The following is an 18584-nucleotide window of genomic DNA, read 5'->3' as shown; positions in this document are numbered from 1 at the left end:
CACCGTCCTGGAGTACGGCCGACGCCGTCGGCCGTGCCCGCACGATCGGCAACTCCATCCATCCGCCGGAGGAACCCACGATGACCGCAAGCACCACCCGCCGTACGACCGCCGCGCGCACCCGCCTGGCCGCGGTCGGCTCCCTCGCGGTCGCGGGCGCGCTGATCCTCACCGGGTGCGGTGACCAGACGAAGGACAAGGACAAGGACGCGGGGTCGTCCTCGGCCGGCACGTCCACCGCGTCCGCCCCGCTCGCCGACAAGCTCCCCGCCGACATCCGTGCCAAGGGCGTCATCAAGGTCGGCTCGGACATCGCGTACGCCCCGGTCGAGTTCAAGGACGCCTCCGGCAAGACGGTCGGCATCGACCCCGACCTCGCCGACGCGATGGGCAAGCAGCTCGGCGTGAAGTTCGAGTTCGAGAACGGCACGTTCGACACCCTGATCACGGGTCTGCGCTCGAAGCGCTACGACATCGCCATGTCCGCGATGACCGACACGAAGAACCGCCAGAACGGCATCGACGCCGACACCGGCAAGAAGGTCGGCGAGGGTGTCGACTTCGTCGACTACTTCACCGCCGGTGTCTCGATCTACACCCCGAAGGGCAAGGACCAGGGCATCAAGACCTGGGCCGACCTGTGCGGCAAGAAGATCGTCGTGCAGCGCGGCACCGTCTCCGAGGACCTCGCGAAGTCCGAGGCGAAGAAGTGTCCCAAGGGCAAGACGATCTCGATGGAGGCCTTCGACAACGACCAGCAGGCCCAGACCCGCCTGCGCGCGGGCGGCGCGGACGCCGGCTCCTCGGACTTCCCGGTCGCCGCGTACGCCGTGAAGACCTCGGGCGGCGGCAACGACTTCCAGCTCGTCGGCGAGCAGGTCGAGGCGGCGCCGTACGGCATCGCGGTCGCCAAGACCAACACCCAGCTGCGGGACGCGCTCCAGGCCGCCCTCGACGCCATCATCAAGAACGGCGAGTACACCAAGGTCATCACGAAGTGGGGCGTCACGGCCGGCGCCGTCACCCAGGCCACCGTCAACGGCGGCAAGTGACCCGGCGAAACGGGCACTGAAAGGCAACACCCGTGACTGTTGACATCGACAAGACGGACGGCGGCCCGGCGGACACCCCGCCGGCCGGCCCCGAGGCCATCAAGGCCATCCCGGTCCGTCACTACGGCCGCTACCTGGCGGCCGTGGTCGCCGTCGGCCTGCTGGCCAGCATCGTCTACGCCTTCTCCCAGGGGAAGATCAACTGGGGGGCGATCCCGGACTACTTCTTCGACGACCGCATCATCAAGGGCGTCGGGCAGACGCTGCTGCTGACCGTGATCTCCATGGCGATCGGCATCGCCGGCGGCATCACGCTCGCGGTGATGCGGCTCTCCAAGAACCCGGTGACGTCGTCCATCGCCTGGTTCTACATCTGGTTCTTCCGGGGTACGCCGGTCCTGGTCCAGCTGTTCGTATGGTTCAACCTGGGTCTGGTCTTCGAGTACATCAACCTCGGGCCGATCTACAAGGACTACTGGTCCTCCTTCATGACGCCGTTCCTGACGGCGCTGCTCGGCCTGGGCCTCAACGAGGCCGCGTACATGGCCGAGATCTGCCGGGCCGGCCTGCTCGCCGTCGACGAGGGCCAGACCGAGGCGTCGCACGCGCTCGGGATGAGCCACGGCAAGACGCTGCGCCGGATCGTGATCCCGCAGGCGATGCGCGTCATCGTGCCGCCGACGGGCAACGAGGTCATCAACATGCTGAAGACGACCTCACTGGTGTCCGCGGTCCAGTTCTACGAGCTGTTCCGGTACGCCCAGGACATCGGCCAGACCTCCGGCGCCCCCGTCGAGATGTACTTCCTCGCCGCGGCCTGGTACCTGGTCATGACGTCGGTCCTCAGCGTCGGCCAGTACTACATCGAGCGGTACTACGCCCGCGGCTCCAGCCGCAGCCTGCCGCCCACACCGTGGCAGCGGGTCCGCACCAACCTCGCCCCCGTCTTCAACCGGAAGGGGGTCACGGCATGACGTCCATGGTCAAGGCCGAGGGCGTCCACAAGTCCTACGGCCCCGTCGAGGTCCTCAAGGGCATCGACCTCGAAGTGAAGTCGGGCGAGGTCTTCTGCCTCATCGGCCCCTCCGGCTCCGGCAAGTCGACCTTCCTGCGCTGCATCAACCACCTGGAGAAGATCAACGCCGGCCGTCTGTACGTCGACGGCGAACTCGTCGGCTACCGCCAGAAGGGCGACAAGCTGTACGAGCTGAAGGACAGCGAGGTCGCCCTCAAACGCCGCGACATCGGCATGGTCTTCCAGCGCTTCAACCTGTTCCCGCACATGACGGCCGTCGAGAACATCATCGAGGCGCCCGTCCAGGTCAGGGGCGCGGCGAAGGCCCAGGCCAAGGAGCGCGCGATGCAGCTCCTGGAGCGCGTCGGCCTCGCCGACAAGGCGGCGAACTACCCGTCGCAGCTCTCCGGCGGCCAGCAGCAGCGGGTGGCCATCGCCCGTGCCCTGGCGATGGAGCCGAAGCTCATGCTCTTCGACGAGCCCACCTCGGCCCTCGACCCCGAGCTGGTCGGCGACGTCCTCGACGTCATGCGCGACCTCGCGGAATCCGGCATGACGATGGTCGTCGTCACGCACGAGATGGGCTTCGCGAGGGAGGTCGGCGACAGCCTCGTCTTCATGGACGGCGGTGTGGTGGTCGAGTCGGGGGACCCGCGCGAGGTACTGACGAACCCGCAGCACGAGCGGACGCAGGCGTTCCTGTCGAAGGTGCTCTGAGCCGACGAAGGGTGCACCGGAAAACATCCGGTGCACCCTTCGTCACTCCAGCCTATTTGCCGGAAACGTACCCGACAATGGCAGCGGTGGGGAACTGGTCGGCTCCCTTGGCTCCGTTTCTGGCCACGACCGCGAAGTTGATGTAGATATTCCGCCCCTCAGGGAAATCGTAGTCACACGTGACCGTCTTTCCCTCACCCTTGGCGTTGTGGCACTCGCCCCGGTCCAGAATCTTGTTGTGATTTCCGTTGTCCGCCACATACCAGACAACGACCGAACGCAATCCGTCCGAATAATTGTCGAGTACTTCGATCCGGTCGTCGGAGGAGTAGAAGCACGCGTATCCGGCCTTCGCGAAGGCTTGGGTGCAGAACCTCGTCACCGTCGCAGAGGCCGGAGTGGTCGCGGTCAGGACCATCCCCGCAGCTACGGCCGCGGTCCCCACCGCCGCCAGCGACCGGCGCACACGCCCAGAAAATCGCTCCACTTACTCCACACTCCCCGTTTCGCACAACATGGTCGAGAAACAACTCTGGGGAGCGGCACCTGATACGTCAAGAAACTCATCCGAACCTGAGGGAAAATTGAGCCTTCTCCCGAAGGATCGACTCCCTTTCCGGGAACCGGCCGAACGAAACCCCGAAAAATCCGGAAAGACCGAGATCACATCACCGGAGTGCCAGCAGCAGCGTGTCCGAGGCCGAGCACCACACCGGCCGCACCTCCCCGAATCCCTTCTCCCGAAGGACCCCGGCATGCCATTGCGCGGACGGCGTATCCCCCTCGGCGTGCTCCCCGTAGATCTCGAACCGCCGAGCGGTGGGCCCGGCGAGGACGGGGTCGGCGGCGGCGAGCTGCCACCACTCGGCCCAGTCGAGGGCCCCGGCAGCCTTGGCGGCCTCCTGCCGCCCCACCCGGTGCGCACGCTCGGCGGCGTTGATCCGGGGAGTCGACTCGTCGGCCATGTGATCGGCGTTGAGGAAGACCCCGCCCTCGGGAAGGAGCCCGGCGAGCTGCCCGTACAGCACCTCCAGGGGCCCCCGCCGCAGCCAGTGCAGCGCGGTCGCGGTGAGGACGGCGTCGTACGAGTCGTGGGGCAGCCGGGAGACCCAGCCGGCGTCCATGAGGTCCGCCTCGACGAGCGTCACCCGGGAGTCCCCGTCGAAGGTGCCGTGCGCGATCGCGAGGAGCGCGGGGTCGAGGTCGACGCCGACGGACACGGCGTCGGGGAACCGTTCGAGGAGCCGCGCGGTGATGGTCCCGGTGCCGCAGGCGAGGTCGAGGACGCGGGGCGCCGTACCGGCGAAGGCTTCGACCATGTCGAGCATGACCCGGAAGCGTTCCTCGCGGTCGGGCAGGTACCACTCCTGCTGCCGGTCCCAGCTCCGCTGCCACCCGGCCCAGTCGGTGATGTCGACGGCGCTCATAGAACCCTCCCGGCACACGTAATACCCTGTTAGGTCAACCGGCCATTACCGACCGTGCCCACGACGACGATAGAACGCCTCCGTAAGGACTACAAGTGGAACTGGCCTATTACTCGGACTACGCCGTACGTCTCGTGAACACCGAGGAACCGGCGCGCAACAAGGACGGGTTGACCTCGGTCGACGCGGTGAGGGACCTGTTCGGCGGCAGCCAGGAGGCGGCGCGGCGGGTCACGGACGCGGACGTGACCCGCTTCAGGTCCGTACGGGCCCGGCTGCGCGCCGTGTTCGACGCGGCGGACGCGAAGGACGAGACCCTGGCCGTGAACCTGCTGAACTCCCTGCTCCTGGAGTTCCCGGTGAGCCCGCAGATCTCGGGCCACGACTTCCGGGACGACGAGGGCAACCCGCTGTGGCACATGCACCTCGCGGACCACCCGTCGAACGCCACGGCGGGCTACGCGGCGATCGCGGCGATGGGCCTGGCCTTCCACCTCACGGAGCACGGAGTGGACCGCCTGGGCCTGTGCGAGGCGCCGCCGTGCCGCAACGCCTACCTGGACACCTCGACGAACCGTTCGAGGCGCTACTGCTCGGACCGCTGCGCGACCCGCGCGAACGTCGCCGCCTACCGCGCCCGCAAGCGCCTGGAGGCCGACCGGTCGGACAGCACGGGCCGTACGGCGGTCAGCGCCCAGCGCGCGACCACGAGCGGCGAGCGCTGACCGGATCCGATCGCCCGGTACCGGAGAAGCACCTTCCCGAGCACGAGGTCGTCCGGCACGGTCCCGTAGTCCGTGGAGTCGCCCCCGGCGTACGCGTTGTCCCCGAGGACCCACCACCCCCCGTCCCGGCGCTCCACGGCCCGTTTCACGACGAGCAGGTCCTGCTGGAAGGGGTGGCGCAGGACGACGACGTCCCCGGCCCGCACCTTCGCGCCGTACCGCACGACCAGCTGGTCCCCGTGGCGCAGCGTGGGCACCATGGACGGCCCCGTGACCTCGGCCAGCCCGAACGGCGTGGCCGCCCTTCCGCGTTCCGCTCCTGTCTCCTGTGACAGCTCCGGCATCGCCGGCACCTCCCCTGTACGTGTCCTCCGCGGGTCCAGTGTCACCCCGGACTTTGGTCCTAAGCCCCCAGGGGCGCTCGCGAAAAGCCGTCCCTCAGGGAGTAATCTCCCACTTGAGAAGACGATCACGAGGAAGGAACGCTCCATGCTTTCCCGCCTGTTTGCCCCCAAGGTCAAGGTCAGCGCCCACTGCGACCTGCCCTGCGGCGTGTACGACCCGGCCCAGGCCCGCATCGAGGCGGAGTCGGTGAAGGCCGTGCAGGAGAAGATGGCCGCCAACGACGACCCGCACTTCCAGGCCCGCGCCGTGGTCATCAAGGAGCAGCGCGCCGAGCTCGCGAAGCACCACGTGTCCGTGCTGTGGAGCGACTACTTCAAGCCCCCGCACTTCGAGAAGTACCCGGAGCTGCACGTCCTGGTCAACGACACCCTCAAGGCCCTCTCGGCCGCGAAGGCGTCCACGGACCCGAAGACCGGCGAGAAGGCGCTCGAACTCATCGCCGAGATCGACCGCATCTTCTGGGAGACCAAGAAGGCCTGATCCCCGCCTTCTGCCTTTTCCACGACCGTACCCGGCTGCCCTCGCGGACGCCGGGTACGGTCGTTTTCCGGCCGTTTATCGGGCGGCCGCGGCGAGTGTCTCCAGGGGTGCGCCGGTGAGCCGGCAGATCCGCCACTCGTCGAGGAACTCGGCGCCGAGGGACTTGTACACGGCGATCGCGGGCTCGTTCCAGTCCAGCACCCACCACTCGAAGCGCTCGTACCCCCGGTCCACACAGATCGCGGCGAGCGCGGCGAGCAGCGCCTTCCCGTAGCCGCCACCCCGCGCGGCGGGCCGGACGTAGAGATCCTCCAGATGCAGCCCCCGCGTCCCGGTCCAGGTGGAGAACCGCGGGAACCACAGCGCGTACCCGACGGTCTCCCCCGTCCCCTCGTCCTCGGCGATCAACGCGTACGCCGCCGGCGACTCCCCGAACAACGCCTCCCGAAGCTGCTCCTCGGTAGCCGTCGCCTGCTCCACGGCCCTCTCGTAATCGGCGAGTTCACGGATCATGGCGCGGATGTCCACGACATCGTCCACGGTGGCGTCTCTGATCATGTCCCCGATCATGTGCGGCCGCCCGCCCCCTGTCCAACCCCGTCAGTGGAACTGAGGCACGATCAGATAGATCCCGTACGCCACCACCGCCGCGCACGCGAGGAAGCACAGGCCCGCCTGGGCCCTCCCGGCGACAGTGGCCGTACCCTCCTCGGTCCCCCGCGCGAGGCCGAGGACGCCGAGGCTGAAGACGACGACCACGGCGACGGTGACGCCGAGGCTGACCGCGGCGACCTGCCCGAGGGCGCTCCAGTTGAGATGCATCGGTTGTCTCCTAAGGGGCTCAGGCGGCCGTACCGACGCGGGCCGGCGGCTCGGTGCGGAGGGTGACCTCGTGCGCGTCGTTGACGTTGCTCGCGTGAACGGGGTTGCGGCGGGAGGCCAGGAAGATGCCGCCGGCGACGGCGACGCCGATCAGCGCGACGACGGTCGTACCGAAGTTCCCGCCGTGCTTGACGGCGTACGCGGCGACGGCCCCGACGAGGGCCGCGGCCGGCAGGGTGACCAGCCAGGCGATCACCATCTTGCCCGCGACGCTCCAGCGGACCTCCGCGAGGCGGCGGCCGAGGCCCGCGCCGAGGATGGAGCCGGAGGCGACCTGGGTGGTGGAGAGGGCGAAGCCGAGGTGCGCGGAGGTGAGGATGACGGTCGTGGACGCGGTCTCGGCCGCGAAGCCCTGCGGGGACTGGATCTCGGTGAGGCCCTTGCCCATCGTCCGGATGATCCGCCAGCCGCCGAGGTACGTGCCGAGCCCGATCGCGAGGCCCGCGGAGGCGATGACCCAGACCGGCGGGCCGGCGTCGTGGCCGAGCGCGCCCGCGGAGATCAGGGTGAGGGTGATGACACCCATGGTCTTCTGCGCGTCGTTGGTGCCGTGCGCGAGGGAGACGAGGGAGGCGGAGGCGATCTGCCCGTACCGGAACCCCTTCTCGACGGGCTTCTTCTTCGCCCGCTCGGTGATCTTGTACGCGAGATAGGTCGCCGCGAGCGCCGCGACCCCGGCGACGACCGGCGAGGCCACCGCGGGGACGATCACCTTCTCGACGACCTTGTCGAAGTGGACGCCGTGCTCACCCGCGCCGACCCACACCGCGCCGATCAGCCCGCCGAACAACGCGTGCGAGGAGCTGGACGGCAGCCCGACCAGCCAGGTCATGAGGTTCCAGAGGATGGCCCCGACCAGCCCCGCGAAGATCATCCCCGGCGTGACGAGCGTGTCGTCCACGATCCCGCCGGAGATCGTCTTGGCGACCTCCGTCGACAGGAACGCGCCGACGACGTTCAGCACCCCGCTGATGAGTACGGCCGTCCGCGGCCCGAGCGCGCCCGTCGCGATGGACGTCGCCATCGCGTTGGCCGTGTCATGAAATCCGTTGGTGAAGTCGAAGGCCAGCGCCGTGACGATGACCACCGCCACCAGGAACGTGATGTGATCCATTCCCCCATGCAAACAAGCGCGGGCCAATCCAGGGCGAACCCCAGGCAAAGCCTCGGCCAGGAGAGTGAACGAGAACCGTGCCATGCTGGCGGGCATGGTGAGCGTCGAGGATCTTGTGCGACTGCGGCAGGCCCGCGACCGGATGGACCGGGAGTACGCCGAGCCCCTCGACATCGCCGCCCTCGCCGCGACGGCCCTCATGTCGCCGGGCCACTTCCAGCGGACGTTCCGCGCGGAGTACGGGGAGACGCCGTACGCCTACCTGATGACCCGCCGCGTCGAGCGGGCCAAGGCGCTGCTGCGGCGCGGGGACCTGTCGGTGACCGAGGTGTGCATGGCCGTCGGCTGCACCTCGCTGGGCTCGTTCAGCTCCCGGTTCACGGAACTGGTGGGGGAGACGCCGAGCGCCTACCGGGCGCGGTCGCACGAGGAGAGCGCGGTGATCCCGCCGTGCGTGGCCCGCACCTACACCAGGCCGAAACGCCGCCGCCGTCCCTAAGCTGACCGGCATGGACCTCACACTCCACCAGTGCTTCATCGCCGTGGACGACCACGACAAGGCCCTGCACTTCTACGTCGGTGTCCTCGGCCTGGAGGTCCGGGGCGACGTCTCGTACGAGGGGATGCGCTGGGTGACCGTCGGTTCCCCGCTCCAGCCCGATGTCTCCGTCGTCCTCGAACCCCCGGACGCCAGCCCCGACGCCTCCGCCGCCGACCGCGAGTCCCTGAACCGGCTGCTCGCCAAGGGCCTCCTGCGCGGCGCGATCTTCGCGACCCCGGACTGCGACGCGCTCGCGGCCCGCGTCCGCGAGGCGGGCTACGACCTCCTCCAGGACCCCACCGACCAGCCGTACGGCGTCCGCGACTGCGCGCTGCGCGACCCGGCCGGCAACCTCCTGCGCTTCATGGAGCGCCCGGCGCGAGCGGAGCGCACGGCATGAGCGGAGCGCCCGGCATGAGCGACGTCCGCTGGACCTACGCGTTCATCGACCGCCCCTCCCCCGCGTCGGCCGCCTTCTGGACGACGGTGACCGGCACGCACCTGTCCGAACCCCGGGGCGAGCGGGCCGAGTTCGCGACCCTCCTCCCGCCCGAGGGGTACGACCCGTGCCTCAAGTTCCAGACGGTCACCGAGGGCCCCGGCGGCGCGCACATCGACTTCGCGGTGACGGACGTCCACGCCTTCGCCGCGCGTGCGGTGGAGCTGGGAGCGCGTGTGGTCACCGACCACGCCACCTTGGTCGTCCTCCGCTCCCCCGCCGGCCAGCTCTTCTGCTCGGTCCCCTGGCGCGGCGAGTCCACCCGCCCCCCGGTCCACGCCGGCGCCCGCCTCGACCAGGTGACCATCGACATCCCCCCGTCCTCCTACGCCACCGAAATCGCCTTCTTCACCGCTCTGCTCCCCACATGGACCACAACGCCCAGCCCCCTCCCGGAGTTCCACGTCCTCGTCCCGCCCCCCGGCCTCCCCGTCCGCCTCCTCCTCCAACGCACGGACCAGGAACAGCCCCTGTCCGCGCACCTGGACCTCGCGACGTCCCCGAACACCCCGGAAGTCCGCTCCCACCACGAGGAGTCGGGCGCACGGACGGTGGCCGAGTTCCCGTACTGGACGGTGATGAGGGACCCCGGCAACAGCCTGTACTGCCTGACGGCCAGGGACGCGGAAACAGGCGGCCGCCCGAAGACTCAGTAACCAGGAAACTCCTCAACATCCACAACAGCCCCCACGGGAACCGCCCCATAGACATGCGGAAACCCACCCTCGTACTTCACCGACACCCCCAACCGAGCCGGATCGATCACGAGCACCACGAGATCGGCGTCGTCATCGGGGTACACAAGCGCGGCGGTACCGGCGAGTTGGGCCCGAGTAGAGCAGTGCACGAACCCTTCTTGCTGAAGGGTCCGCCCCCGGGTCGACCACTCATAAAGCTCCCGCTCCTGAGCCTCCTCCCAGAGAGAACGCTCGGTGAGATGCAGGATGTAGGACGAGTTCTCAGACATAGCCACACGATAAACAGGCCCCGCACACCGTGGGGATGTGCGGGACCTGGCCCGGATAGGGCGCTGTAAGCGCCCTGCTTAGGGGCGCGGGGAACTGCGCGAGAAACCACGACGGCGCCGCACCCGAACGACCCTCAACTACTCCGCCGAGTAACGAACTCAGCCAGCGTCAACAACCCTCCCGCCCGCTCCGGATCCGGAACAGCCCGAGCCAACTCCCCCAAGGCCACCCCCATCCGATCCGCGGCCTCGATCTGAGCCCAGTCCCTCCCCCCGGCCCGTTCCACGGCGAGAGCCGTCCGCTCCAACTCCCCCTCCACGTACGGCAGGGAATACAGCGCGGCCAGCTCCTCCCCTGCCGAACCCCCGGAGGTCAGTGCCGCGACGACCGGCAGCGACTTCTTCCGCGCCGCGAGATCCGCCCCGGCTGGCTTCCCCGTGTGCAGCGGATCTCCCCATATCCCGATGACGTCGTCGATGAGCTGGAACGCGAGCCCGGCCTGTCTCCCGAACGCGTCGAGGGAGTCGACGACGTCGAGGGACCCCCCGCCGTACAGCCCCCCGACGGCACAGGCGCATCCGAGCAGCGCCCCGGTCTTGGCCTCGGCCATCCGCAGCACCTCGGACAGCCCCACCTCACGGGGGTCCCGGTGTTCGAGGGCCGTGTCGACCTGCTGCCCCTCGCAGAGTTCGATGACGCAGGCGGTGAGCCGCCCGATCGCGGCGAGCGCGGCGGGATGCGGGTCCCCGGCGAGGAGCTGGAGGGCGAGGGCCTGGAGCGCGTCGCCGGAGAGGATCGCGTCGGGGTCGCCGTAGACGTTCCACGCGGTGGCCCGGTGGCGCCGGGTGGGGTCGCGGTCCATGACGTCGTCGTGGAGGAGCGTGAAGTTGTGGACGAGTTCGACGGCGGCGGCGGCCCGGACCGCGGCCGCGCGCCCGGCCGTACCCCCGACCGCCTCGGCGGCGGCCAGCACGAGTGCGGGGCGGATGGCCTTGCCGCCGTTCTCGTCGACGGTGCGGCCGTCCGCGTCCTGCCAGCCGAAGTGGTAGCGGGCGACGCGCCGCATCTGGGGCGGCAGGGAGTCGATCGCGGACCGCAGCGCGGGGCCGACGTCGGCGCGGGCGCGTTCCAGGATCAGCGCGGCCTCCTGGGTCACGCCGGCGGCCCGGACGGTCACCCGGGCACCCGCCCCGAAGGGCGGGCGCCGAGGGTCGGACGGGTGGTCACCAACGACCGACCTCGACGTTCTCCATGACGCCGAGGGCGTCGGGGACGAGGACGGCGGCCGAGTAGTACGCGGTGACGAGGTAGTTGATGATCGCCTGCTCGTTGATGCCCATGAACCGCACGGACAGGCTGGGCTCGATCTCGTCGGGCAGCCCGGACTGCCGCAGCCCGATGACGCCCTGGTCCTTCTCGCCGAGGCGCATGGCGATGATGGAGCTGGTGCGGGCCTCGGTGACGGGGATCTTGTTGCAGGGGTAGATCGGCACGCCGCGCCAGGTGGGGATGCGGTTGCCCTCGATGTCGATGGTCTCGGGCACGAGCCCGCGCTTGTTCAGCTCGCGCCCGAACGCGGCGATGGCGCGCGGGTGCGCGAGGAACAGCTTGGTCCCGCGCCGGCGGCTGAGGAGCTCGTCCATGTCGTCGGGGCCGGGCACCCCGTCGTGCGGCTGGATGCGCTGGTCGTACTCGCAGTTGTTGAGGAGGCCGAACTCCCGGTTGTTGACCAGCTCGTGTTCCTGGCGCTCCTTCAGCGCCTCGACCGTGAGCCTCAGTTGCTGCTCGGTCTGGTTCATGGGCTGGTTGTAGAGGTCGGCGACGCGGGAGTGGATGCGCAGCACGGTCTGGGCGATGCTGAGTTCGTACTCGCGGGGCGAGGCGTCGTAGTCGACGAACGTGTGCGGGATGTCGGGTTCGCCGGAGTGTCCGGCGGAGAGGTCGACGGCCTTCTCGCCGTACTTGTTGGTGTTCTGCGCGGGGCGCGAGCGCAGTTCCTGGAGGTGTGCGCGCAGGGCGTCGCCGCGCTCGGCGACCTGCTGGAAGTCCTGCCGGGACAGGGTGAGGACGGTGCAGGCGGTGGCCGCGCGGGCGGTGTACTCCCAGATCGCGTCGTCGTCGAGGAGGGCCTGGTCGCCGAAGTGGGCGCCGTCGGCGAGGACGCCGAGGACCTGGTCGTCGCCGTAGGGGCCGGTGCCGACCTTCTCGACGCGGCCGTGGGCCAGCAGGAAGACCTCGTCGTTCGAGGCGCCGAAGGAGGCGATGACCTCGCCGGCGCCGATCTCGCGCTGGCGGGCGCGGGAGGCGAGTTCGGTGAGGATCGCCTCGTCCTCGAAGCCGCGCAGGGCCGGCAGTTCGCCCAGCTCGGCGGGGATCACCTCGACGCGGTCGCCGGTCTTGACGAACGTGATGCGGCCGTCGCCGACCGAGTAGGTGAGCCTCCGGTTCACCCGGTACGTGCCGCCCTGGACGTCGACCCACGGCAGCGTGCGCAGCAGCCAGCGGGAGCTGATCTCCTGCATCTGCGGCACGGACTTGGTGGTGGTGGCCAGGTTCCGCGCCGCGGCCGTACCGAGGCTCTGCTGCGGTGTGCCCTCTTCGGTGCGGATCTCTTCGCCTACCGACATGGTGGATTGCCCTCCCGCTCATGCACCGGCACATGGTGTGCCGGGCACTCATCTCGCAGGCAAGCTTTCCGCAGTTAAGCGGTCAGTGGTATTACCCGAAAGAGGGGGAATGGATCATCGCGAGAGTGGGAAGAGGCACGTTTCACCGAACGGTGTTCGACAATGGTCCGGTGCCCCTGCCCTCCCCTCTCCAGGAAACCCGGGACGAACGTTTCACCAGCCATGACGTCCGTCTCCTCCTGAAACGCGACGACCTGATCGACCCCTCCCTGATCGGCAACAAGTACCGCAAACTGACCCCCAATCTGGAGGCGGCGTCCGGCCGCCCGATCCTCACGTTCGGCGGCGCCTACTCCAACCACCTCCGCGCGACGGCCACCGCCGGCGCGGCCCGCTCCATCCCCACCATCGGCGTGGTCCGGGGCGACGAACTCGCCGCCCGCCCCCTCAACCCCTCCCTGGCCCACTGCGCGGCGCACGGCATGCGCCTGCACTTCGTGGACCGCGCGACCTACCGCCGCAAGTCCGACCCGGCGACCCTCGCGCGCATCCTCCGCGAGGCCGGCGCCGACGGCGCGTACGTCGTCCCCGAGGGCGGCAGCAACGCAGCGGCCGTACGCGGCTGCCGGGCCCTGGGCGAGGAACTCGCCGGGGTCGACGTCGCGGCGATCGCCTGCGGCACCGGAGGCACCCTGGCGGGCCTCTCGGCGGGTCTGGCCCCGCACCAACGCGCCCTGGGGATCCCGGTGCTGAAGGGCGACTTCCTGGCGGACGAGATCCGTACGCTCCAACGCGAGGCGTTCGGCCGGGAGTTCGCGAACTGGCGGCTGGACCCCCGCTTCCACTTCGGCGGCTACGCCCGCACGACCCCCGAACTGGAGGATTTCGCCCGGGACTTCGAGGACCGCCACGGACTCCCGGTGGAGCGTCTCTATGTCGCCAAGTTGCTGTACGGACTTGTCGCCCTGACCCGGGAGGGCGCCTTCCCTCGCGGGACGACGCTCGCGGCGGTGATCACCGGAACCCCGTTCCCCGGCTGATTCCCCGGCCGTACAGTGATCCGGCTGACGGAGAGTTGACCGGCGAGCAGGGGGGGAACCTGTGGCGGACGAGATCGGTGTGGGCGAGGCGGTCCAGGCGCTGCGCGACGAGCTGCTGAGCGCGGCGACGGCCGGCGCGACGAGCGGCCTCTCCTTCGAAGTGGGGCCCATCGAGCTGGAGTTCGCTTTCACGCTGACCAAAGAGGTGAACGCGCAGGCCGGGTTGAGCCGCATCTTCAGCGCGGTCGTGTCGGCGAACGTCAGCGGCAAGGCGGGCAAGCAGGACACGCACCGCGTGAAGTTCGTCCTCACCCCGAAGGATGCCTCCGGCAACCCGCTGCTGATCAGCAACGACAATCCGCCCGAAGTCGGCGGCCTGGACTCGGCGTTCGGCCGCTGAGCCGTGCCGGACCGGCTCCGGGCCGCCCTGGTCGAGGCGGCGGGCCAGGGCTCGGGCCTCGTCCTCGCCCCGCGCCTGGTCCTCACGGCGGCGCACGTCCTGCGCGAGCTCACGCACGCGACGGTCCGCACGCCCCGCACCCCGCCCGTGCGCTGCGAGGTCGTCTGGTCGCGCTTCGACCGGCACTACGACGCGGCCCTGCTCCTCGCCGACGAGGACGTCCTCCCGGGCGTCGAACCGGTCCGCTGGGGCACGCCGGTCACCTCGGAGCCGGCCGCCGTCACCCTCCTCGGCTACGCCGCGGGCCCCGGCGACCAGGTCGGCTCCCGTCCCTTCCGCGGCGAACTCGACCCGCTGGACGCGGTGGAGCGCGACCGGTACGTCCTGAACCTCACCGGCACCCCGCCGGAAGGCGCCTCCCCCTGGGCGGGCCTGTCCGGCGGCGGCGTCTGGTGCGGCGACCTCCTGGTCGGCACGGCCGTCGCGGACCTCCCCGGCTGGCACCACAGCCGCCTGGAGGCCGTCCCGGCGTACGTCCTCCTGTCCGACCCCGGCTTCCGGGAACTCCTGCGCCTGCACACCGGCCAGGACGCCCAGCTGGAGCCCGCCGAGTTCGCGGACCGCGCCCAGCCTGCGGCGCCCCTGGTCCCCGCCTCCGTCGCCCTGCTGCTGCACCCGCGCGCGGAGACGGTCCGCTTCACGGGCCGCGCCGGCCTCCTCGCCGACCTGACGTCCTGGTGCACGGACGGCGACGGCGTGTCCCTCGCCCTCCTGACCGGCGCGGGCGGCGCCGGAAAGTCCCGGGTGGCCCGCGAACTGGGCCACCGCCTCGCCGCGTCCCGGCACGCCGTCGTCCACCTGTCCCGCAACGCCGTCCCGGACGCCCTCTTCGCCGCCACGACGGCCCCCGTCCTGCTCGTCGTCGACTACGCCGAGAGCCGCGTGGAACAACTCGCCGCGCTCCTGGAGATCGTCGCGCGCGGGGGCTACCTGCGCATCCTCCTCATCGCCCGCGCGCAGGGCCGCTGGTGGGACGAACTGCGCGCGTCCGGCCCCGAGGCCGCCGACCTCGCGGAGAACGCCCGCCACTGGTCCATCACCGGCACGGAGTCCCTCGGCACGGACCCGCACGAGGTGTTCCGTACGGCCGTGACGGACCTGGCGCGCGGTGTGGCCGCCCTGGGGCTGCCCGTGGCGCCCGTACCCGGGTCGGCGCCCGCGAGGCCGCCCAGGACCGTCCTGGAGATCCATATGGCGGCCCTGGCGAGCCTCCTGGCCCCCTCGGCGGGCACGGCGGCCCAGGACACGCTGCTGCGCCACGAGGCGGCGTACTGGAAGAGCGCGTCCCGGGACACCTCGCTGAACCTCCTGGGCGAGGCGGCCCTGCGCAACGCCGTCGTCACGGCCACCCTCGTCGGCCCGGTCCCGCGCGAGCGCGCCCACGCCGTCCTCGCGCGCGTACCTCGCATCGGCGACCAGCCGGAGGCGGTACGGCACGCGGTCGCCGACTGGCTGCGGGACCTGTACCCGAGCACCGCGTACTGGGGCGTCCTGGAGCCCGACCCGCTGGGCGAGTACCTCGTGGGCACGCGCGTGGCGGACGAACCGGAGATCTTCCTGCGGCTGCTCGACGTCCTCGACAACGAGGAGATGGTCAACGCCCTGCTGGTCCTGAGCCGGGCGTCCGCGCGCGTGGAGGGTGTCGCGGAGGTGGTGTACGACGCGGTGCGCGCAGCTCCGGGAGTGTTGGCGCCCCGGTTGCTGGGGGCGGTGCGGCGCAGTGCGGAACCGGGGGTGCTGGTGGGGGCGTTGGAGGTGGTCCTCGACGAAGAGCTGCTGCCGGACGAGTGGTTGGAGGAGCTGGCCCACCGGATGCCGTTGCTGAGCCAGGCGCTGGTGACCTGGAGCGTGCGGCTCCAGCAGCAGTTGGTGGACCTGGGAGAGGAAGGCTCACCGCTCGCGCGCGCGGGATCGCTGCACAACCTCGCCGGACGCCTCGTGGCCGCCGGACGCCACGAGAAGGCGCTGACCACCACGGCATCGGCGCTGGCCCTCCTGGACACCGTCCCGGACGCCCCCGCGTGGCTGCGCGGGCTGTTGCTGGGCCAGCGGGCCCGTGAGCTCAGCTCGCTCGGGCGCCCGCAGGAGTCCGTCGCCGCGGGCGAGGAAGCCCTCCGGGAGCTGTCCAGGGTGCCGGACACGGAGGACCCCGACATCTGGACGGAGTCCCTCGCCGCGACGCTCAACAACCTCTCCTACGGCCTCGCCGACTGCGACCGGCTCGGCGAGGCGCTGGAGCGAGCGCGGGAGTCCGTCGTCCTGCGGCGGGACCTGGCGGGCCGCCACCCGAACCTGCTCCCCAGCCTCGCCCGTTCGCTCAGCACTCTGTCCCGGCACCAGCACCGCGCGGGCGACCTCGACGGCGCGCTCAGGACGGCCGGGGAGTCGCTGCGGGTGCGCCGGTCGGCCGCCGAGGAGGAGCCGGACGCCTACCTCGCGGAACTGGCCTCCGCCCTGGACCACCTGGTGCAGATCCTGGCCGACCTCGGTGACGGGCCCGCGCTGATCGAGGCCGCCCGGGAGAACCTGTCCGTCCGGCGCCCGCTGGCCCGCGTCCGCCCCGAGGCGCACCTGACGAACTACGTGGAGACCTTGCTGATCCTGGCGCATCTCACCGAGGGACCAGAGAGCCGGGAGGCCGCCGACGAAGCCGTCACGGCGGCCCGTGTGCTCGTCCGCGACCAGGGCCGCGAGCACCTGCTCCTGCTCGGCTCGGCCTTCCGCCTCCAGGCCCGGTCACGCATCCCCGTCAACAGCCCGACGATGACGTTCCGCGTGTACACCAAGGCCGCCCAGGTGCTGCGCAGGGTGTTCCGCGAGACCGGCGAGGGCGCGGACGAACTGCTGTGGGCCCTCGACGCCCAGGCCCGCTTCTACCTGCTGTTCACCGACCGCTACGAGGCCGCCGCGCACCTCTCCGCCGAAGCCCTCGCCGTCCTCGCGTCCCTCCCCGAGGACGCCCTCCCGGACGAGCGCACCGCCGCCCTCGCCACCCACGCGCGCGTACGCGAGGCCCTCACTCAGCCTCCCGATAAGCCGCAGCCTCCTCCAGATCCAGCCTCCTGAGCAGCGTCCGCAGCATCTCGTCGTCGATATACCGACCGTCCCGCAGCCGCACGAACATCTCCCGCTCGGCGCTGATCATCTCCCGCGACAGCCGCCGGTACGTGTCGTCGACGCTCTCCCCGGTGACGGGGTTCGCCTGCCCCAACCGCTCCCACACCGCGTTCCGCCGCCGCTCCAGAACGGACCGCAGCCGGTCGGCGAGCGGCGGCGGCAGGGCGTTGCGCTCGTCGGACAGCAGCTCGTCGAGGCGCTGTTCGGCGACCCGGGACGCCTGCGCCTGCGCGTTGGCCTCCGCGAGGGTCGCCGCGCGCGTGTCGGCCCCGGGGAACTTCAGGAGCCGGATCAGCGGGGGCAGCGTCAGCCCCTGGAGGACGAGCGTCCCGATGACGGTCGTGAACGTCAGGAACAGCACGAGGTCCCGTTCGGGGAACGCCTCCTCGCTGTGGTGGAGGGTCAGCGGCACGGAGAACGCGATGGCCAGCGAGACGACCCCCCGCATCCCGGCCCACCCGATGATCACCGGCCCGCGCCAGGTCGGGTTCTCCTCGCGCTCCCGGACGCGTTTCGACAGCAGGCGCGGCAGGAAGGTCGCCGGGAACACCCACAGGAAGCGCGCGGCGACGACCACCAGGAACACGGCGACGGCGTACCAGGCGGCGTCACCGGCGTCGTACTCGTCGAGGCCCTTGAGGACGACGGGAAGCTGAAGGCCGATGAGGGCGAAGACGGCGGACTCCAGGACGAAGGCGACCATCTTCCAGACGGCGTCCTCCTGGAGGCGGGTGGCGAAGTCGACCTCCCACGCGCGGTGGCCCAGATACAGCGCGACCACGACGACGGCGATCACCCCGGACGCGTGGAACTGCTCGGCGGCGGCGTAGGCGACGAACGGGATGAGCAGGGACAGCGTGTTCTGGAGGAGCGGTTCCTTCAGGTGGGTGCGCAGCCAGTGCAGGGGCGCCATGAGGATGAGCCCCACGGCGGTCCCGCCGACCGCCGCGAGCAGGAACTCCCCGATGCCGCCCGCCCAGGACGCGCCCTCGCCGACGGCCGCGGCGACGGCGACCTTGTACGCGGTGATCGCGGTCGCGTCGTTCAGGAGGGACTCGCCCTGGAGGATCGTCGTGATCCTGGACGGCAGCCCCACGCGCCGGGCGACGGCGGTGGCGGCGACGGCGTCCGGGGGCGCGACGACGGCCCCGAGGACGAGGGCCGCGGTGAGCGGCATCCCGGGCACCAGCTCGTACACGGCCCACCCGACGACGAGCGTCGCGAACAGCACGTACCCGACCGACAGCAGCGCCACGGGCCGTACCTGCGCGCGCAGGTCGAGGTAGGAGCTGTCGGCGGCGGACGTGTACAGCAGGGGCGGCAGGAGCAGCGGCAGGACGACGTCCGGGTCGAGGGTGTAGTCGGGCACCCCGGGGACGTACGACACCACCAGGCCGACCGCGACCAGCAGCAGCGGCGCGGGCACCGGCGTACGGCGGGCCGCGGCGGCGAACGCGGCGCTGCCCGCCACCAGCAGGAGCAGCGGCATCACATCCATGTCGGGCCCACCCTCGT

At 70.8% G+C, this 18584-nt stretch carries 21 protein-coding genes; 11 read left to right on the top strand and 10 right to left on the bottom strand.

From position 1 onward, the window contains the following. Positions 1-80 precede the first annotated feature (80 nt). From ACLZOT_RS10105 to ACLZOT_RS10095, 3 genes are read left to right on the top strand one after another with little or no spacing between them, the layout of a single operon-like run. A complete protein-coding gene (locus tag ACLZOT_RS10105; RefSeq protein WP_416968440.1) occupies positions 81-1052 on the top strand; it encodes an ABC transporter substrate-binding protein in 972 nt (323 codons plus the stop codon). 32 nt (positions 1053-1084) lie between these two features. Further along, positions 1085-2026: an amino acid ABC transporter permease gene (locus tag ACLZOT_RS10100; protein ID WP_416968439.1), complete on the top strand. Its 942-nt coding sequence runs from the start codon at positions 1085-1087 to the stop codon at positions 2024-2026. Beyond that, positions 2023-2784, top strand: coding sequence for an amino acid ABC transporter ATP-binding protein (locus tag ACLZOT_RS10095; RefSeq protein ID WP_416968438.1), 762 nt, complete (start codon positions 2023-2025; stop codon positions 2782-2784). The genes ACLZOT_RS10100 and ACLZOT_RS10095 overlap by 4 nt, the downstream gene beginning before the upstream one ends. A 52-nt stretch (positions 2785-2836) precedes the next feature. On the opposite strand, the gene ACLZOT_RS10090 is transcribed toward ACLZOT_RS10095, so the two are convergent. Further along, positions 2837-3250 carry a hypothetical protein gene (locus ACLZOT_RS10090; protein ID WP_416968437.1) on the bottom strand — a complete coding sequence of 138 codons (414 nt, stop codon included), beginning with the start codon at positions 3248-3250 and terminating at the stop codon, positions 2837-2839. Positions 3251-3452: 202 nt separating this feature from the next. Next, the gene (locus ACLZOT_RS10085; protein WP_416968436.1) at positions 3453-4211 is read right to left on the bottom strand and encodes a methyltransferase domain-containing protein; all 759 of its coding nucleotides are present in this window, start codon (positions 4209-4211) and stop codon (positions 3453-3455) included. Positions 4212-4306: 95 nt separating this feature from the next. On the opposite strand from ACLZOT_RS10085, the gene ACLZOT_RS10080 reads away from it, so the two are divergent. Next, complete coding sequence (locus ACLZOT_RS10080) at positions 4307-4936, top strand: CGNR zinc finger domain-containing protein (protein WP_416968435.1); 630 nt, start codon at positions 4307-4309, stop codon at positions 4934-4936. Here ACLZOT_RS10080 and sodX read toward each other — a convergent pair. After that, positions 4840-5280, bottom strand: coding sequence for a nickel-type superoxide dismutase maturation protease (gene sodX, locus ACLZOT_RS10075; protein ID WP_416968434.1), 441 nt, complete (start codon positions 5278-5280; stop codon positions 4840-4842). The two genes, ACLZOT_RS10080 and sodX, sit on opposite strands and share 97 nt — an antisense overlap. 145 nt (positions 5281-5425) lie before the next feature. Between sodX and sodN the strand changes: the two genes are divergently transcribed. After that, positions 5426-5821: a superoxide dismutase, Ni gene (sodN, locus tag ACLZOT_RS10070; protein WP_010353595.1), complete on the top strand. Its 396-nt coding sequence runs from the start codon at positions 5426-5428 to the stop codon at positions 5819-5821. A 75-nt stretch (positions 5822-5896) separates the two neighbouring features. On the opposite strand, the gene ACLZOT_RS10065 is transcribed toward sodN, so the two are convergent. Genes ACLZOT_RS10065 through ACLZOT_RS10055 form a run of 3 tightly spaced genes read right to left on the bottom strand, consistent with a single transcriptional unit; the run spans position 5897 to position 7817 of the window. Continuing rightward, positions 5897-6379 (bottom strand): GNAT family N-acetyltransferase, encoded by a 483-nt coding sequence (locus ACLZOT_RS10065; protein ID WP_416968433.1) that lies wholly within the window; start codon positions 6377-6379, stop codon positions 5897-5899. A gap of 42 nt (positions 6380-6421) precedes the next feature. Further along, complete coding sequence (locus ACLZOT_RS10060) at positions 6422-6643, bottom strand: hypothetical protein (RefSeq protein ID WP_416968432.1); 222 nt, start codon at positions 6641-6643, stop codon at positions 6422-6424. A 19-nt stretch (positions 6644-6662) separates the two neighbouring features. Next, positions 6663-7817 carry an anion permease gene (locus ACLZOT_RS10055; RefSeq protein ID WP_416968431.1) on the bottom strand — a complete coding sequence of 385 codons (1155 nt, stop codon included), beginning with the start codon at positions 7815-7817 and terminating at the stop codon, positions 6663-6665. A gap of 94 nt (positions 7818-7911) precedes the next feature. On the opposite strand from ACLZOT_RS10055, the gene ACLZOT_RS10050 reads away from it, so the two are divergent. Genes ACLZOT_RS10050 through ACLZOT_RS10040 form a run of 3 tightly spaced genes read left to right on the top strand, consistent with a single transcriptional unit; the run spans position 7912 to position 9513 of the window. Continuing rightward, the gene (locus ACLZOT_RS10050) at positions 7912-8316 is read left to right on the top strand and encodes a helix-turn-helix transcriptional regulator (RefSeq protein ID WP_416968678.1); all 405 of its coding nucleotides are present in this window, start codon (positions 7912-7914) and stop codon (positions 8314-8316) included. 10 nt (positions 8317-8326) lie between these two features. Next, entirely contained in the window at positions 8327-8758 is a 432-nt protein-coding gene (locus ACLZOT_RS10045; protein WP_416968430.1) for a VOC family protein, read from the top strand. Beyond that, positions 8755-9513 carry a VOC family protein gene (locus tag ACLZOT_RS10040; protein ID WP_416968429.1) on the top strand — a complete coding sequence of 253 codons (759 nt, stop codon included), beginning with the start codon at positions 8755-8757 and terminating at the stop codon, positions 9511-9513. Before ACLZOT_RS10045 ends, ACLZOT_RS10040 begins: the two co-directional genes overlap by 4 nt. Here the strand turns inward: ACLZOT_RS10040 and ACLZOT_RS10035 are convergent. From ACLZOT_RS10035 to ACLZOT_RS10025, 3 genes are all read right to left on the bottom strand, one after another. Continuing rightward, positions 9507-9824, bottom strand: coding sequence for a DUF952 domain-containing protein (locus tag ACLZOT_RS10035; protein ID WP_416968428.1), 318 nt, complete (start codon positions 9822-9824; stop codon positions 9507-9509). The two genes, ACLZOT_RS10040 and ACLZOT_RS10035, sit on opposite strands and share 7 nt — an antisense overlap. Before the next feature lie 134 nt (positions 9825-9958). Beyond that, positions 9959-11002 carry a family 2 encapsulin nanocompartment cargo protein polyprenyl transferase gene (locus ACLZOT_RS10030; protein ID WP_416968427.1) on the bottom strand — a complete coding sequence of 348 codons (1044 nt, stop codon included), beginning with the start codon at positions 11000-11002 and terminating at the stop codon, positions 9959-9961. Positions 11003-11048: 46 nt separating this feature from the next. After that, on the bottom strand, positions 11049-12452 hold the full coding sequence (locus ACLZOT_RS10025; protein WP_416968426.1) for a family 2B encapsulin nanocompartment shell protein: 1404 nt from the start codon (positions 12450-12452) through the stop codon (positions 11049-11051). Positions 12453-12622: 170 nt separating this feature from the next. On the opposite strand from ACLZOT_RS10025, the gene ACLZOT_RS10020 reads away from it, so the two are divergent. From ACLZOT_RS10020 to ACLZOT_RS10010, 3 genes are all read left to right on the top strand, one after another. Continuing rightward, the gene (locus tag ACLZOT_RS10020) at positions 12623-13492 is read left to right on the top strand and encodes a 1-aminocyclopropane-1-carboxylate deaminase/D-cysteine desulfhydrase (protein WP_416968425.1); all 870 of its coding nucleotides are present in this window, start codon (positions 12623-12625) and stop codon (positions 13490-13492) included. 61 nt (positions 13493-13553) lie between these two features. Next, positions 13554-13892 (top strand): trypco2 family protein, encoded by a 339-nt coding sequence (locus ACLZOT_RS10015; protein WP_416968424.1) that lies wholly within the window; start codon positions 13554-13556, stop codon positions 13890-13892. Positions 13893-13895: 3 nt separating this feature from the next. Then, positions 13896-17018, top strand: coding sequence for a trypsin-like peptidase domain-containing protein (locus ACLZOT_RS10010; protein ID WP_416968423.1), 3123 nt, complete (start codon positions 13896-13898; stop codon positions 17016-17018). Here the strand turns inward: ACLZOT_RS10010 and ACLZOT_RS10005 are convergent. Further along, positions 16969-18567 carry a Na+/H+ antiporter gene (locus ACLZOT_RS10005; RefSeq protein ID WP_416968422.1) on the bottom strand — a complete coding sequence of 533 codons (1599 nt, stop codon included), beginning with the start codon at positions 18565-18567 and terminating at the stop codon, positions 16969-16971. The two genes, ACLZOT_RS10010 and ACLZOT_RS10005, sit on opposite strands and share 50 nt — an antisense overlap. Positions 18568-18584 lie beyond the last annotated feature (17 nt).

Source organism: Streptomyces sp. 4F14 (genome assembly GCF_048159485.1).
Lineage (GTDB): Bacteria > Actinomycetota > Actinomycetes > Streptomycetales > Streptomycetaceae > Streptomyces.
The sequence above is the reverse complement of the archived record's forward strand: the minus strand, read 5'-3'. Positions and strand labels throughout refer to the sequence as shown.